This is a genomic window from Pseudoalteromonas sp. BSi20429 (assembly GCF_000238895.1).
In the GTDB taxonomy this organism is placed as follows: Bacteria; Pseudomonadota; Gammaproteobacteria; order Enterobacterales; family Alteromonadaceae; genus Pseudoalteromonas; species Pseudoalteromonas arctica.
The window spans coordinates 13,622-29,059 of record NZ_BADV01000115.1 but is presented as its reverse complement, the minus strand read 5'-3'; the positions used below and the strand labels follow the sequence as shown (position 1 = coordinate 29,059).

The window sequence follows — 15,438 nt, the reverse complement described above, 5'->3', positions numbered from 1 at the left end:
AAAAACCGAGCAAAGCTTCCGCGTCCTGCTCACGCCCCTTACCTACATCCATGTAGGCAACAAAGAGTTAATCGTCCCTAGAAAGAACCCAAAGGGCAGCGCATGTTTGGTATTTATGCTGCGTTATCGCCTATTTATGGGGAATAACCACACTACATAGGCTCTGCCTTGCCTAAAAACCAAACATGTTGCTGCAAATTCAACCACCAAAGATCAACATGCCTAATAATTTAATGCATATACTTTTATTTATTCATATTTATCAAAAATAGGCAGTGGCTTAGCCATGTTCTTCGGAAATTGAATATAGTAACGCAGACCTTTGCCCGGTTCACTCGTTGCATCAATAGAGCCACTAAGGGTTTGCTTGACCAAATTAAGCATTATATGGGTGCCTAATCCGCTACCGCCTTCATCGCGTTTGGTAGTAAAAAATGGGTCAAATAATTTTTTTAATTGCTCGTTGGTAACACCGTTACCGTCATCTTTGTAATCAATAGTTAAGTTAGTGTCATCAGCGCTTATTTTAATATCCATTACACCGTTGCTTTTACCTTCAAAGCCATGGATAAGTGAGTTCATAATTAGGTTAGTAAAAATTTGGCTTATAGCCCCTGCAGGTAGATTTAAAACTAAATCATCAGGACATTCTAATTTTATAGTATGGGATGTCTTTTTTAGTTTTGGGTGCAGTGAGCGTATTACTTCGTTAGTGTAATCTTTAAAGTTAATGGTTCTTACTGCTTCACTGGCTTGATCGACCGCTATTTGTTTAAAGCTAGCTATAAGCTCCGAAGCTCTATCTAAGTTAGTGGTTAGTAAGCTTGTGCTTTGCTTTGCTTCGTTAATGAATTCTTCTAGCGCTTTTGGCGAAAGTGTTTTTTCGGTATAAGCATTTTCGAGTTTATTTAAGCGTTCTTGTAAAAATGATATTGCCGTTACACCTATCCCAATAGGGGTATTTATATCGTGTGTAATACCTGCCACAAGTCCGCCTAGCGCAGCCATTTTTTCTGTGCCTAATAAACGTTCCTGTGCAAGGCTTAACTCTTCTATATAGCGCTGAGATTCAGTTTGCTTTGTAATTAACTCTTGCTCTGTGCTGCGTCGTAAGTCTACTTCTTCGGTGAGGACAATTTTTTGCTTTTCGAGTTCGTATTTTTGCTGCTGTAAATCCATCATTGCTTGGCTTAAGTTGGATGTTTTACGGGCTACGTCTTGTTCAAGTTGTATGTTGTGTTGATCAAGCTTTTCGTTACTTATAATGAGTTCTTTTTGGGTGTGTTCAAGCTCTTTTCTATACTGAACCACTTTATCTATTAGTTTGTTAAATGACTGCTCCATCACTTTTAGTTCATTATGTTCTTCTGTTTCTATTTCTATATGTTGACCTTCTAGCTCGTCTAGTTCTAAATTTTCTAGTTGCTCAGTGAGTTCTGCTAAAGGGTCTGTAAGAAGTTTTCTAAATGCCATTAAAAATAAGATGATCAAAAAGGTGGTTTTAATCATCGCATTACCAATCAAAAAGTAGATTGATACCATAATGCGGCTAAAAACAACTTCTCGACTTGAGAATAAGGTAACGTCACCAACTTGAGTAGCACGACCTGAAAATTCAAAAATAAGTGGAAAGGTATAACCAAATAAACCCGATTTTGCGTCTTCTAAAATAACCTCTTCTTGTACTAACTGTTGGTTATATAGCTTGTGTATATCAAGAGAGCGCCCTAGCTGTGAAATAATTTCGCCGCTGTCGTCTCGAACAATAATCCCTTCAATCATGGGGATGGCGAGTAAACCTTCTGCTGTTGTAATTGTTTGCTTGGTATTAAGCTCCCAAATTGCACGTGTTAAGCTGCGACTAAAGGTTTTTTGTAAGGTACTAAGTTCATCGCGAATATAGTCTTTAGTATTGACGTATTCAGCAAGCACTTGTCCACAGGTCACTACAAAGGTAAGCAAAAAATAGACGGATAAAACGCTAGTCAGTAGCTTCTTAGAAAGACTTTTTTGTAACATGAGTGACTTGTTCATCCTTTATTATTTTTGTAACGTTACGATAGTAATTTAAAAGTTAGTCAATAAACCTCTAAAAATAAATAAAAAAGTTAAAATTTAATAAGATAAATCCAAAAAGTGAGCGTGTAGTATCAAAGTATTTAAACCAAGGTATAAATTAATAAATTCGTTATCTGTTATGTATTGTAGGCTTAATTAGTATTTGCTTTGGTTAATTATATCTTAAACGGATTTATTCTATATTTATCATTGTATTAAATTATTAATGCGCTGAGTGCTTTGAGGCGTGTTAAAGTGTCTAAAATGCAATGGAAGGCATTAGTTTAATAACCTTTTAATAACTTTGATGGTTGTGTAGTAGTAAACATGATGAAATTTTCGATATTAGTCTGTGACGATTCTGCAGTTGCCCGTAAACAAGTCGTGCGGTGTTTAAATGAATGTATAGACGCTCAAATACAACAAGCTACAAATGGAGCGCACGCTCTAGAACTTTTACGAGCACAAAGCTTTGATTTATTGTGCTTAGATCTCACCATGCCCGAAGTTGATGGTATACAAGTACTCGAGACTATAAAAACAGAAAAAATAGAGTGCTTTGTTTTAGTTATTTCTGCCGATATACAAGAAAAAATGAAGCAACGAGTCGCACAACTTGGCGCAATAGACTTTATCGATAAACCTATCAATAAATCTAACTTAAACGAAATATTGCATAAATTTGGCATTCATTAGGTTTTTTCATGTTAAAAAAGGCTGTTTTATCTTTTAATTTAGGGTTGACAGCATAGCCTTTGTTAAGGCAGTCTTAACATATGAAAACAATTAATCGCGTACTGACCATTATTATTACAACCATCATTCTTACTGGATAGTGGCATAGGTCGGTGCAACAAATTTAAAGGCCTGTGTTCACTTAGAACACAGGCCTTTTTTCGTTTTATGGGATGAGGAACATAAACAATGCGAGTTTTAAAATTTGGTGGGTCTTCGCTTGCCGACTATGCATGCTTACAACAGGTAGCTCAGCTAGTTAAAGCACAATTAAAAGATGAAATGCTTTTGGTACTTTCTGCTCCAGGTGGAATGACCGATTCGCTAGTTGCACTTGCAAGTGCTGCAGAACAAGGCTCTGACTTTTCGCAGCAATGGCAAGCATTAGTTAGCCGCTGTGAAGGTTTGAAAGCTGACGTTGAAAAAAGTGGTGTAGTAGTTACAAGTTGGCCAAACTTAAGGGAACTTAAAAATAAACTAGATGGCGTATCACTTATACAATGTTGCCCTGATCAAGTTCGCGCATTTGTAATTAGCTTTGGAGAGCGCGTTAGTGTTTCTTTAATGCAGGCTTTATTGAACTCGCACGATGCAAGATACTTAGAAGCAACAAGCTGTATCGCTTCAACTGGTGGTTATATTGACGCCGAGGCTGATTTAGTAACAAGTAAAGCGCGCTTTCAAGCTGTGCTTAAAGAAAGCCCTGCAACTATCTATATCATGCCTGGTTTTACGGCGAGTAATGATAAAGGTGAGCTTACAACGCTTGGCCGTAATGGCTCAGATTACTCAGCAGCCATTGCAGCAGCATGTTTAGAAGCTGAGATTTGCCAAATTTGGACTGACGTTGATGGTGTATACAGTGCTGATCCTCGTTATATTAAAAAAGCGACTAAAGTAGATTTTTTATCTTATAAAGAAGCGATGGAGCTTTCTTATTTTGGTGCAAAAGTACTTCACCCTAAAACAATTTTACCGTGTGCTAAAGCAGGCGTGCCGTGCGAAATTAAAAATACGCATAACCCAGACGCACAAGGCTCATTAATTGGTAACGATTATTCATCAGATGAGCCAGTAAAAGCGCTTTCGAGCCTACAAGACCTTGCAATGCTAACTGTCTCAGGGCCAGGCATGAAAGGCAAAGTAGGTATGGCGTCTAAGGTATTTAACGCGCTTGCTCACGATAACGTATCAATTGTATTGATCACGCAGTCATCATGCGAATTCAGCATTAGCTTTTGTGTACACGAAACAGACCTAGCACTTGCACTTGATGCGCTACAAACTGCATTTGAACTTGAATTACAAGCAGGGCTTATTGAGCCTGTACAAGTGCAGCGCAATTTAGCCATTGTTACTTTAGTGGGCGACAACATGCGCGCGCACCGTGGCTTAGCGGCTAAGTTTTTTGCATCGCTTGCACAAGCGCAAGTAAATATTGTGGCAATTGCACAGGATTCTACAGAAAGTGCTATTTCAGCCGTAATTGATGGCGAACTTTGTAACGACGCCGTAAAAATATGCCATGAAAACTTTTTCACGCATGTGCCATCAATTGATGTGTTTTTACTAGGTTGTGGCTTAGTAGGGCAAGAGCTTATTAATCAGCTTGAGCGCCAACAAGCGTGGCTTGAAAAACGTAATATTAAACTTAACTTGTATGGTGTTGCTAACTCTCGTCAATTACACCTTGATAGTGAAGGTATTGCTTTTGGTGATTGGCAGCAAAAATTGGCCTCATCTGAGCAGGCGTTTGATTTAAAACTAGTAGAGCAGTTTGTTAAGCAAAATCATTTAGTAAACCCTGTGCTTGTTGATTGTACGTCGTCGGATGCACTTGCTGCGCAGTATGTAGACTTTTTAAATGCAGGTTTTCATGTGGTTGCTGCCAATAAAAAAGCAACAACAAGCTCATACACGTATTACCAAGATTTAATTGCAGCAACGCAAAAGAATAATCGTAAATTTTTATACGAAACAAACGTTGGTGCAGGCTTACCAGTAATCGACAACTTACAGTCATTATTTGGTGCCGGTGATGAGTTATTAGAGTTTAGCGGTATTTTATCAGGTTCACTTTCGTATATGTTTGGCGCACTTCAAGATGGTTTATCACTTTCTGAGGCAACTATTAAAGCCAAAGAAAGTGGCTTTACTGAGCCAGATCCTCGTGATGATTTATCGGGTACCGATGTAGCACGTAAGTTATTGATCATCGCTCGCGAAGCCGGTATGAAATTAGAGCTAAGCGATATTGAAGTTGAGTCAGTATTACCACAAGGTTTTGCACAAGGTGATAGCGTTGATGAGTTTATGGCAAAACTACCAAGCTTAGATGCTGATTTTAACGACCGTATCAAAAGCGCTGCGAGCGAGGGTAGGGTACTTCGCTATGTAGGCACAATTAAAGAAGGCCACTGTAAAGTAGGTATTGAAGCGGTAGATGCAAAGCATGCGCTTAGTGTAATTCGCGATGGCGAAAACGCGCTGGCTATTTTAAGCCAATACTACCAGCCACGTCCGTTTGTAATTCGTGGTTATGGCGCCGGCTCGGAAGTAACAGCCGCGGGTGTATTTGCTGATATTTTAAAAACGTTATCGCGCTAGGAGCTCGTTATGATTGAAGTATATGCTCCGGCGTCTATTGGTAATTTTGCAGTGGGTTTTGATGCACTTGGCGCAGCGCTTGCGCCAATTGATGGCAGTTTGTTAGGTGATGTAGCCGTTGTAAGCGCCGCACCAAGCGATGAGTTTATTTGCACTGGCGAATACGCTCATAAGTTACCAAGTGATGCTAATGAAAATTTAGCGTACCAGTGCTTAGTGCATTTTAGAGCGCATGTTGCGCCTACTATGCCAAGCGTAAAGCTCGAGCTTAAAAAGAACTTACCAATTGGCTCTGGGCTTGGCTCTAGTGCATGTTCGGTCGTGGCTACTTTTGCTGCCCTTGATAAGTTTGCAAAAACTAATTTAAGTCAGGTTGAGCTTATTGAACTGATGGCTGACTTTGAAGCAGTGGTAAGCGGCGGTCGCCATTACGACAACATCACGCCATGTTATTTAGGTGGTTTGCAGTTAACAGGTGATTTAATTCCTGATAAATCGATTGCACTGCCGGTTGATGAAAACTGGTATTACGTTGCTGCATTTCCTGGTTTTTCGCTAAATACCGCAAAAGCGCGTTCTGTTTTACCAAAAGAGTTGAGCATGCATGCAAGTGTTGAGTTTGCTCAGCGTTTGTCGGCATTTAGTAGCTTACTGTTAACTAACCGTTTTGACGATGCGCTGAGCATAATGAAAGATGAAATAGCAGAACCTTACCGCGCACCGCTTATAAAAGGTTTTAGTGAAGCCAAAGCAAGCTTGCCAGCACTGGGCGCTGAAATAGTCAGTATTTCGGGCGCAGGACCAACCTTATTTACTGTGTGTAAAACACTTGAAGCTGCACAGCAATGCGCGCAGTGGTTAGAAACCAATTACATTAACGAGCAAGGCTTTTGCCACATTTGTAAATTAGATAACGACGGCACGCGTCAATTAACAGTTTTATAGGATAGGTAGTCATGCAATTACATAATTTAAAAGATAGCTCACAAAAAGTGTCGTTCGTTGAAGCTGTAAAAACAGGTTTGGGTCGTAACCAAGGTGTATTTTTCCCAGAATCACTGCCGCCACTGTCCGATGTTGATGCATTGCTTGATATGGACTTTGTTACGCGCAGCGGCAAAATATTATCTCACCTAATTGGTGATGAGTTACCAAGCGATACCGTGGCACAAATGGTTAAAAATGCATTTAACTTTCCAGTTAAGCTGGTGGAAGTTGAAGAGAACACATACTGTTTAGAGCTGTTTCATGGGCCTACACTTGCGTTTAAAGACTTTGGTGGTCGCTTTATGGCAGAGTGTTTAACGCAGTTTAACAAAGACGAGAAAGTAACTATTTTAACAGCAACATCGGGCGATACCGGTGCAGCTGTAGCGCATGCTTTTTATAATAAACCAAATATCGATGTTGTTATTTTATACCCTAAAGGCAAAATTTCACTTGCTCAGCAAAAGCTATTTACTACGCTTGGTAATAATATTCATTGTTATGCAGTTGAGGGCAGCTTTGATGATTGCCAAGAGTTAGTTAAAAATGCCTTTTTAGATGAAGAAGTTAAATCAACACTTGGGCTTAACTCAGCTAATTCAATTAATATTAGCCGTTTAGTTGCTCAGGTTTGTTACTACTTTGAAGCCATTGCACTGCTACCAAAAGAAAAGCGCGCAACAGCGCATATATCAGTGCCAAGTGGTAATTTTGGTAATGTGTGCGCCGCAATGATTGGTGCAGTTATTGGTTTACCTGTTGGCAAATTAAGTGCAACAACAAATCAAAATGATACTGTGCCGCGCTTTATGCTTGATAAAAACTGGACGCCAAACGCAACGCTTGAGTCGCTTTCAAATGCGATGGATGTAAGTAAGCCAAACAATTGGCCGCGTGTACAAACAATGTTAGATAATAACTGGTTTAGCTACGATAATTTTTATTCAACAAGCGTAAACGAGCAAGACACGCAAGCCGTGATGAAAAAAATTCAACAAACTGGCTATGTTGCGGAGCCTCATACTGCTATTGCTTACCAAGGTCTTGTTGAAAATCGGGCACCTGGTGCTGCGGGTATCTTTTTAGCGACAGCTCATCCTGCTAAGTTTAAAGAAAGCGTAGAGGGTATTCTAAATATTGAATTAGGTATGCCAAAACCACTTGCTGATGCACTAGCAAAACCATGCCTAGCAAGCGATATGAACGCCGATTACGACGCGTTACGTACCGAAATACTCGCTAAACTAGGCTAAGTTAAATTACAAGGAAAAGCGGCTTGAGCCGCTTTTTTTGTAACTTTATACGGATGAATACACTTAGTTATATTTACTAATTAAATGTAGTAAATATAATTCATTTAAAATTATTATGGCTTTATAAAAAAATATCATCTTAAAAGAGCTGTGAAATAGTTTCAATCCCTGTTTAAATATCCTCAACTTAAGAGCGTAGGCAAAGAGTCGTTTAAAGCGTACAATAAAGCCTCTAAAAAACACCATACACGTTGCCCTAGGAGACCCCAATGTTAGAACGTAGCATGAATATTTCGGATTTTGATCCAGAGTTATTTGACGCGATAACCAAAGAAACTGCTCGCCAAGAAGAGCATATCGAACTAATCGCTTCAGAAAACTACTGTAGCCCACGCGTACTAGAAGCGCAGGGTTCACAGCTTACAAACAAATACGCAGAAGGTTACCCAGGCAAACGTTATTATGGCGGTTGTGAGCATGTAGATGTTGTTGAGCAATTAGCAATTGACCGTGCTAACGAATTATTTGGTTCTGACTACGCTAACGTGCAGCCACATGCTGGTTCGCAAGCTAATGCTGCTGTTTTTCTAGCATTATTAGACGCTGGCGATACTGTATTAGGTATGAGCTTAGCTCATGGTGGTCACTTAACTCACGGTTCTCACGTAAGCTTCTCTGGTAAGCTTTACAATGCAATCCAATACGGACTAGATGAAGCAACGGGCGAAATTGATTACGCACAAGTTGAAGCACTAGCACTTGAGCACAAGCCAAAAATGATTATTGGTGGTTTCTCAGCGTACTCTGGTATTGTTGATTGGGCTAAATTCCGTGAAATTGCTGACAAAATCGGTGCTTATCTGTTTGTTGATATGGCTCACGTTGCGGGTTTAATTGCGGCAGGCGTTTACCCAAGCCCTGTTCCTCATGCACACGTTGTAACTACAACTACGCATAAAACACTTGCAGGCCCTCGTGGTGGTTTGATTATTTCTGCATGTGGCGACGAAGCAATCTACAAAAAGCTTAACAGCGCTGTTTTCCCTGGTGGCCAAGGCGGTCCTTTATGTCATGTTATTGCAGCAAAAGCAGTGGCATTTAAAGAAGCACTTCAACCAGAGTTTAAAGTATACCAAACACAAGTTGTTAAAAACGCAAAGGCAATGGTTGCTGTAATGCAAGAGCGCGGCTACAAAATCGTTTCTGACAAAACTGAAAACCACTTATTTTTACTTGATTTAATCGATAAAGATATCACTGGTAAAGATGCAGATGCTGCCCTAGGTAACGCTAACATCACAGTTAATAAAAACTCAGTACCGAACGATCCACGTTCTCCGTTTGTAACATCTGGTTTGCGTATTGGTTCTCCTGCAATTACTCGTCGTGGTTTTAAAGAAGAAGAATCAAAAGAGCTTGCTGGCTGGATTTGTAACGTACTAGATAACATCACTGATGAATCTGTACAGGCGCAAGTTAAAGAAAAAGTAAAAGCAATTTGTGCAAAATTACCTGTTTACGCTTAATTGCATATGCGGCAGTAATTTAGAGCACATAAGCTAGGGGCCTGTTTATCTTTCGAGGTTTAATTTGCAGTAGTATGTTTGGCTTTTAAGCAAGGCAGAGTCTATGTAGTGTGGTTACTCCACACAAATAGGCGATAACGCAGCATAAATGCCAAACATGCACTGCCCTCGGGTTCGTTCTAGGGGCGATTTACTCTTTGTTGCTCGATTTTTACTTAGCCCACTAGGTTACAAATCTCGAGCCGCGATTAAATCACCCCTAGATAGAACAAATTTAATCCTGAAAGGTCAACAGGCCCTATTTTTTTGCTAAGATAAAAGACCGCTATTTAGCGGTCTTTTTTGTTTTAAAACGGAAGTACCGAGCTATGCATTGTCCATTTTGTACCGCAAAAGATACTAAAGTTATTGACTCACGCCTTGTTGGCGGAGGCCATCAAGTTCGCAGGCGTCGTGAGTGTAACGACTGCCACGAGCGCTTTACTACATTTGAAGGCGCTGAACTGGTTATGCCTCGTGTTATTAAACAAGACGGCAGCCGCGAACCATTTAACGAAGATAAATTATTAAATGGCTTAAATCGCGCACTCGAAAAACGCCCAGTGAGCACAGAGCAAGTAGACGAAGTGGTGAATATAATAAAATCGCAACTACGCGCAACGGGTGAGCGAGAAATTTCAAGCCATTTGGTGGGTGAATGCATTATGGAAGCCCTCAAAAAGCTCGATAAAGTAGCGTACGTAAGGTTTGCCTCTGTTTATCGCTCGTTTGAAGATATACGCGAATTTGGCGAAGAAATTGCCCGCTTAGGGGAGTAATAATGCAAAGCCAAACTACTTTTACCGAACATGATGAAATGTATATGGCACGCGCCATAGAGCTTGCCAAAAAAGGCCGGTTTACTACCACGCCTAACCCTAATGTTGGCTGTGTATTAGTTAAAAATAATCAAATAATTGGTGAGGGTTTTCATCAATTAGCAGGTCAAGGCCATGCTGAAGTAAATGCACTGGCAATAGCTGGTAGTAGTGCACAAGGTGCAACGGCTTATGTAACGCTTGAACCGTGTAGTCATTATGGGCGTACGCCACCGTGTGCTGAAGGCTTAAAAAAGGCGGGCGTTGTAAAAGTAATTGCCGCTATGGTTGATACAAACCCACAAGTTGCAGGCAAAGGCCTTAAAATACTGAGCGATGCCGGTATTGAAGTTGCTTATGGATTACTTGAATCACAAGCTCGCGCACTTAACGTTGGCTTTTTTAAGCGAATGGAACAAGGCTTACCTTATGTGACCTGTAAAATGGCAGCAAGCATAGATGGTAAAACAGCGCTTAAAAATGGGCAAAGTAAGTGGATCACAAGTCCCGCTGCTCGCCAAGACGTACAATTATATCGAGCGCAAAGCTGCGCTATTTTAACCGGTGCCGATACCGTGTTAGTAGACGATGCTAAACTTAATGTGCGACTAAGCGAGTTGCCTTGCACGTTACCTACCGATTTACCGCTTCGCCAGCCCGTGCGTGTTATAATTGATTCACAGAATCGTTTAACGCCCAACCTTGCTTTATTTAAAATCCAAAGTGATGTAATAATATTTACGACTAAGGTTGATAAATCACTGCAATGGCCGCATTTTGTAAAGCATATTGAAGTAAGTGAAAGTAACGGCAAAGTTGATTTACAGGCTGTTTTAGAAAAGCTTGGGCAACTGCAGTTTAATAATGTTTGGCTTGAGAGCGGAGCAACACTTGCTGGTAAAATGACAGAGCTTGATTTAGTTGACGAGTTTGTTTTTTATTTGGCGCCTAAATTAATGGGCCATGATGCAAAAAGTTTAGTTAATTTTCCTGAATTGACGAGTATGCAAAACACCGTTGATTTAACATTTAATGAATGTGCGCGCATTGGTGACGATTTACGTATCACCGCGTTAAAAACTCATTAAAATCACTTAATAAAAAGAGTAGCGCTATGTTTACTGGGATAATAGAAGCCACAGGCAAAATTGCTTTATTACAAAAAAAACAAGGCGACTTAGCCATTCGTATCCAAAGTGCTGACCTTGATATGGAAGACGTAAAGCTAGGCGACAGCATTGCAACCAATGGCGTTTGCTTAACCGTAGTTGATAAACATATTGACGGTTTTAGTGCTGATTTATCTAACGAGACGATTGGTTTAACCGGTTTTGCTCACTATGCTTTAGGGCAAACGGTGAATCTTGAAAAAGCCATGCAACCTGTTTCGCGTTTAGGCGGTCATTTAGTATCTGGCCATGTTGATGGCATAGCAACTATTACAAGCATTACAGCAAACGCTCGAGCAACAGAATATTGGCTTACAACCGAAGAGAATTTAATGAAATACATCCCGTACAAAGGTTCGGTATGTATTGATGGTATAAGCCTGACGGTAAACGCTGTAGAAGGTAATAAATTCAAATTAACAATTGTTCCACATACGAGTGAGCAAACCACAATTGCTCACTTTAAAGTAGGCACTCAAGTTAATTTAGAAGTCGATCAAATTGCACGTTATTTAGAGCGCCTTATAAAAGGTGCAGAGCAACCAACGGGCTCTGATATTTCGATGAGCTTACTCGCTAAAGCGGGTTTTATTAAATAACGAAACTGATAACTTACACGAGCAAATTTATGAATTTACACAGCGCACAAGAAATCATCGACGATATTAAAGCCGGTAAAATGGTTATTTTAATGGATGATGAAGATAGAGAGAATGAAGGCGATTTAGTTATTGCCGCAGAGCATATTAGTGCACAAGCTATTAATTTTATGGCGACTCATGGCCGTGGTTTAATTTGTTTAACTATGACGCAAGAGCGTTGTGAACAACTTGATTTACCTTTAATGGTTAAAAATAATGGTGCTGCATTTTCGACTAACTTTACAATGTCGATAGAAGCATCAAAGGGTGTTACTACAGGTATTTCAGCAGCAGATAGAGCGCGTACAGTGCAAGCGGCTATAGCTAAAGGCGCAGTACCAAGTGATATCGTGCAGCCTGGTCATATTTTTCCAATTATGGCACAACCTGGCGGCGTATTAACTCGCGCAGGACATACTGAAGCTGGCTGTGATTTAGCGCGTTTAGCTGGGCTTGAAGCATCATCTGTTATTGTTGAAATACTTAATGCCGATGGCACCATGGCGCGTCGCCCTGATTTAGAAGTTTTTGCGAAAGAGCATGATATTAAAATTGGTACTATTGCTGATTTAATCGAATACCGTAACTTAAATGAAACAACAATTGAGCAAGTTGCAAAATGTAAGTTACCAACTATTCACGGTGAATTTGATTTAGTTACTTACAAAGACACAATTGACGGCCAATTACATTACGTATTGCTTAAAGGCGATATAAAAGAGCAAGAACCGACAAATGTACGTGTACATTTGCAAAGTACCTTTAACGATATCCTACTTTCAGATAGAAGTGCTGACCGTAGTTGGGGCCTTTCTGAGGCAATGGCTTATATCGCTAAAAATGAAGGTGCTTTAGTTATTTTAGGTAAGCAAGAAAGCACTGAAGAATTAGAGGCAACTGTAAAAGCATTCGCAGCAGCTGATGCTGGCGAAAGCGTTACGCCTCGTAAATTCAAAGGTACATCTCGTACTGTTGGCGTAGGCTCGCAAATACTTGCAGATCTTGGAATTAAACAAATGCGATTAATGAGTCGCCCTAAAAAGTACCATGCACTTTCGGGCTTTCATTTAGAAGTTGTTGATTATGTTGAGCCACAATAAGCATCACGCTTAAACTAGGCTATTATTTTATTTTTATGGTATGATGCGCAGCAATTTTTGCGCAATCGCAACCGCTTGAACTTATTTTTAGGGTTATCAAATGAAAATTATTGAAGGTAGTAAGTACGCTCCTGGCAAAAAGTTTGCCATTGTCATTTCTCGTTTTAATGACTTTATCGGTAGCAGCCTCCTTGCAGGTGCTGTTGATGAGCTAAAACGCACTGGTGGCGTATCTGATGACGACATTACCGTTATTTATGTACCAGGCGCGGTAGAATTACCTTTAGCGGCTAAACGCGTTGCGGCAAAAAAAGAGTATGATGCAATCATCGCATTAGGCGTAGTGATCAGAGGTGGTACACCACACTTTGACCTAGTTGCTGGCGAATCAAACAAAGGTCTTGCGCAAGTATCACTTGAGTATGATATCCCGGTTGCATTTGGCGTATTAACCACAGAAAGCATTGAACAAGCAATTGAGCGTGCTGGCACCAAAATGGGCAATAAAGGCGGCGAAGCTGCTTTAGGCGCGCTTGAAATGGTTAATGTGTTAGATAAAATTTAAGTTTAAGGAATTTTTGTGAAACCAGCAGCAAGACGTAAAGCACGTATCTTAGCACTCCAAGCCGTTTATTCTTGGCAAATAAGTGGCAATTTAATTGCCGATATCGAACAACAAATGTTGATCGAAACAGACGTTACTAAAATTGATGTTGAATACTTTAAAGATTTAGCGACGGGTGTTGCTGTAAATTATAAGCAACTAGACGAAGCTGTATCACCACATTTAACACGTCCGTTTAATGACTTAGATATGGTTGAGCGCGCAATTTTACGTTTAAGCAGCTATGAGCTTAAGTTCCGTGAAGATGTACCTTATAAAGTTGCTATCAACGAAGGTATTGAGCTGGCCAAAATATTTGGCGCTGAAGACAGCCATAAATTTGTAAACGGTGTACTTGATAAAGCTGTTAAGCATTTACGCAAGTAAGTAAACCGTTAAAGAGGGGAGCCGGCATAGGCCGGCTTTTTTGTGTATGAAGGAATTTGAATTAATTAACCGCTACTTTAAAGGTCGCGGGATCACCCGTCGTGATGTAAACCTAGGTATAGGGGATGATTGCGCTTTAGTAACCGTTCCACAAAACTGCCAACTTGCCGTTACAACAGATACTCTTGTTGCTGGCGTACACTTTTTTGATGATATTTCCCCTCGTGCATTAGGTCACAGAGCGCTTGCTGTTAATTTAAGTGATTTAGCGGCAATGGGCGCTGAGCCAACATGGGTTTCAGTTGCGTTAACCTTGCCAAGTATTGACCCACAGTGGATTGAAGAGTTTACTGAAGGCATGCATGAAATTGCAGAATACTTTAATGTGCAAATTATAGGTGGCGATACTACTCAGGGCCCATTAACTATCACTATTTGTGCAAAAGGGACTGTACCAGAAGGTACTGCACTTCGCCGTAGTGGTGCGAAAGTGGGTGATTGGATTTATGTTACAGGTCCGCTAGGTGATGCTGGACTTGCAATTGAGTCTCGCAAACAAGGTATAAGTATTGAGCCAGAGCATTTAAAGTACTTAAATAAGCGCTTTGACTTTCCAACACCGCGTGTTGCTGCAGGACAGGTATTACGAGGTCTTGCATCATCGGCTATTGATGTATCAGATGGTTTAATCGCTGATTTAAGTCATATACTTGATATGTCGCAAGTAAATGCAGTTGTGAATATTGAAAGTATTCCGACTTCAGATGCAATGCAAGCAAGCCTTGATTTTAATCAGCAGCTGCCATTTATTCTAAGTTACGGTGATGATTACGAATTAATTTTTACTGTACCTGATAGCAATAAAAGTATGCTAGATATAAAACTGCGTCAATATGGTGTAGATGCAACATGCATAGGCCAAATTAAAAGTGGCGATGGTCAAATTGAACTTTTACACAACGGTGAAAAGTTTGATTTTAAGCAGCAAGGTTTTGAGCATTTTGCAAAGGAGCTGGTTTGAACAAAAACCGAAAGTTTAATTTAAAGCGCCCACATCAGTTTTTTGGTTTGGGTTTTGGTACTGGGTTAGCCCCTAAAGCACCTGGTACATTTGGCACTTTTGCTGCACTGCCATTCATTTTTATGACTATGTATTATCCGCTATGGTTGCAAATTGTGTTTGCCGTAGTGATCAGTATATTTGGTATATGGGCCTGCGGTAAAACAGCTGATGATTTAGGCGTGCATGACCATCCTGCTATTGTATGGGATGAAGTGGCAGGTTATTACATTACAATGATTGGTGCAGCACTTAGCTGGCAAACATTACTCGTTGGTTTTTTGTTATTTCGCTTTTTTGATATAGCAAAACCTGGTCCAATCCGTATGCTAGACAAACGAGTACATGGTGGTTTAGGTATTATGGCCGATGATATACTTGCGGGCGTTTTTTCGCTTATATGCTTACAGGCGCTAATAAAAGTGGGTTTACTACCCTTTTAATTTTTTATATT

General features: G+C 40.2%; 14 protein-coding genes. 13 read left to right on the top strand and 1 reads right to left on the bottom strand.

Annotation, left to right across the window (positions count from 1 at the left end; genetic code table 11):
- Nucleotides 1-249 precede the first annotated feature (249 nt).
- The gene (locus tag P20429_RS00575) at nucleotides 250-2,019 is read right to left on the bottom strand and encodes a sensor histidine kinase (protein WP_010554589.1); all 1,770 of its coding nucleotides are present in this window, start codon (nucleotides 2,017-2,019) and stop codon (nucleotides 250-252) included.
- Between the two features lie 366 nt (nucleotides 2,020-2,385).
- Here P20429_RS00575 and P20429_RS00580 point away from each other — a divergent pair, with 366 nt between their 5' ends.
- The 13 genes from P20429_RS00580 to P20429_RS00640 all read left to right on the top strand — a co-directional run bounded on the left by P20429_RS00580 (nucleotide 2,386) and on the right by P20429_RS00640 (nucleotide 15,427).
- Nucleotides 2,386-2,754 carry a response regulator gene (locus P20429_RS00580; protein WP_007587152.1) on the top strand — a complete coding sequence of 123 codons (369 nt, stop codon included), beginning with the start codon at nucleotides 2,386-2,388 and terminating at the stop codon, nucleotides 2,752-2,754.
- A gap of 228 nt (nucleotides 2,755-2,982) precedes the next feature.
- Nucleotides 2,983-5,400 carry a bifunctional aspartate kinase/homoserine dehydrogenase I gene (gene thrA, locus P20429_RS00585; protein WP_007587151.1) on the top strand — a complete coding sequence of 806 codons (2,418 nt, stop codon included), beginning with the start codon at nucleotides 2,983-2,985 and terminating at the stop codon, nucleotides 5,398-5,400.
- Between the two features lie 9 nt (nucleotides 5,401-5,409).
- Entirely contained in the window at nucleotides 5,410-6,345 is a 936-nt protein-coding gene (gene thrB / locus P20429_RS00590) for a homoserine kinase (RefSeq protein WP_007587149.1), read from the top strand.
- A gap of 11 nt (nucleotides 6,346-6,356) precedes the next feature.
- Entirely contained in the window at nucleotides 6,357-7,640 is a 1,284-nt protein-coding gene (gene thrC, locus P20429_RS00595) for a threonine synthase (protein ID WP_007587147.1), read from the top strand.
- 269 nt (nucleotides 7,641-7,909) lie between these two features.
- Nucleotides 7,910-9,166, top strand: a complete 1,257-nt coding sequence (gene glyA, locus P20429_RS00600; protein WP_007587141.1) for a serine hydroxymethyltransferase — start codon at nucleotides 7,910-7,912, stop codon at nucleotides 9,164-9,166.
- A gap of 368 nt (nucleotides 9,167-9,534) precedes the next feature.
- Complete coding sequence (gene nrdR / locus P20429_RS00605) at nucleotides 9,535-9,984, top strand: transcriptional regulator NrdR (protein ID WP_002961761.1); 450 nt, start codon at nucleotides 9,535-9,537, stop codon at nucleotides 9,982-9,984.
- 2 nt (nucleotides 9,985-9,986) lie between these two features.
- Nucleotides 9,987-11,111, top strand: coding sequence for a bifunctional diaminohydroxyphosphoribosylaminopyrimidine deaminase/5-amino-6-(5-phosphoribosylamino)uracil reductase RibD (gene ribD / locus P20429_RS00610; protein ID WP_007587139.1), 1,125 nt, complete (start codon nucleotides 9,987-9,989; stop codon nucleotides 11,109-11,111).
- A 26-nt stretch (nucleotides 11,112-11,137) separates the two neighbouring features.
- On the top strand, nucleotides 11,138-11,791 hold the full coding sequence (locus P20429_RS00615) for a riboflavin synthase (RefSeq protein ID WP_007587137.1): 654 nt from the start codon (nucleotides 11,138-11,140) through the stop codon (nucleotides 11,789-11,791).
- 29 nt (nucleotides 11,792-11,820) lie between these two features.
- Complete coding sequence (ribBA, locus tag P20429_RS00620; protein ID WP_007587135.1) at nucleotides 11,821-12,933, top strand: bifunctional 3,4-dihydroxy-2-butanone-4-phosphate synthase/GTP cyclohydrolase II; 1,113 nt, start codon at nucleotides 11,821-11,823, stop codon at nucleotides 12,931-12,933.
- A 100-nt stretch (nucleotides 12,934-13,033) separates the two neighbouring features.
- The gene (gene ribE / locus P20429_RS00625; RefSeq protein WP_007587130.1) at nucleotides 13,034-13,498 is read left to right on the top strand and encodes a 6,7-dimethyl-8-ribityllumazine synthase; all 465 of its coding nucleotides are present in this window, start codon (nucleotides 13,034-13,036) and stop codon (nucleotides 13,496-13,498) included.
- A 15-nt stretch (nucleotides 13,499-13,513) separates the two neighbouring features.
- Nucleotides 13,514-13,924: a transcription antitermination factor NusB gene (nusB, locus tag P20429_RS00630; RefSeq protein ID WP_007587129.1), complete on the top strand. Its 411-nt coding sequence runs from the start codon at nucleotides 13,514-13,516 to the stop codon at nucleotides 13,922-13,924.
- 46 nt (nucleotides 13,925-13,970) lie between these two features.
- On the top strand, nucleotides 13,971-14,945 hold the full coding sequence (gene thiL / locus P20429_RS00635) for a thiamine-phosphate kinase (RefSeq protein WP_007587128.1): 975 nt from the start codon (nucleotides 13,971-13,973) through the stop codon (nucleotides 14,943-14,945).
- A complete protein-coding gene (locus tag P20429_RS00640) occupies nucleotides 14,942-15,427 on the top strand; it encodes a phosphatidylglycerophosphatase A (protein WP_007587120.1) in 486 nt (161 codons plus the stop codon). The genes thiL and P20429_RS00640 overlap by 4 nt, the downstream gene beginning before the upstream one ends.
- The last annotated feature ends 11 nt before the right edge of the window (nucleotides 15,428-15,438 follow it).

Excerpts from the sequence above, each read along its gene's own strand:
- P20429_RS00615 (WP_007587137.1), top strand. The coding sequence starts at position 11,138 with ATGTTTACTGGGATAATAGAAGCCACAGGCAAAATTGCTTTATTACAA.
- thrB (WP_007587149.1), top strand. The coding sequence starts at position 5,410 with ATGATTGAAGTATATGCTCCGGCGTCTATTGGTAATTTTGCAGTGGGT.
- ribD (WP_007587139.1), top strand. The coding sequence starts at position 9,987 with ATGCAAAGCCAAACTACTTTTACCGAACATGATGAAATGTATATGGCA.
- ribE (WP_007587130.1), top strand. The coding sequence starts at position 13,034 with ATGAAAATTATTGAAGGTAGTAAGTACGCTCCTGGCAAAAAGTTTGCC.
- glyA (WP_007587141.1), top strand. The coding sequence starts at position 7,910 with ATGTTAGAACGTAGCATGAATATTTCGGATTTTGATCCAGAGTTATTT.
- nrdR (WP_002961761.1), top strand. The coding sequence starts at position 9,535 with ATGCATTGTCCATTTTGTACCGCAAAAGATACTAAAGTTATTGACTCA.
- thiL (WP_007587128.1), top strand. The coding sequence starts at position 13,971 with ATGAAGGAATTTGAATTAATTAACCGCTACTTTAAAGGTCGCGGGATC.
- P20429_RS00580 (WP_007587152.1), top strand. The coding sequence starts at position 2,386 with ATGATGAAATTTTCGATATTAGTCTGTGACGATTCTGCAGTTGCCCGT.
- ribBA (WP_007587135.1), top strand. The coding sequence starts at position 11,821 with ATGAATTTACACAGCGCACAAGAAATCATCGACGATATTAAAGCCGGT.
- thrA (WP_007587151.1), top strand. The coding sequence starts at position 2,983 with ATGCGAGTTTTAAAATTTGGTGGGTCTTCGCTTGCCGACTATGCATGC.
- thrC (WP_007587147.1), top strand. The coding sequence starts at position 6,357 with ATGCAATTACATAATTTAAAAGATAGCTCACAAAAAGTGTCGTTCGTT.
- P20429_RS00575 (WP_010554589.1), bottom strand. The coding sequence starts at position 2,019 with ATGTTACAAAAAAGTCTTTCTAAGAAGCTACTGACTAGCGTTTTATCC.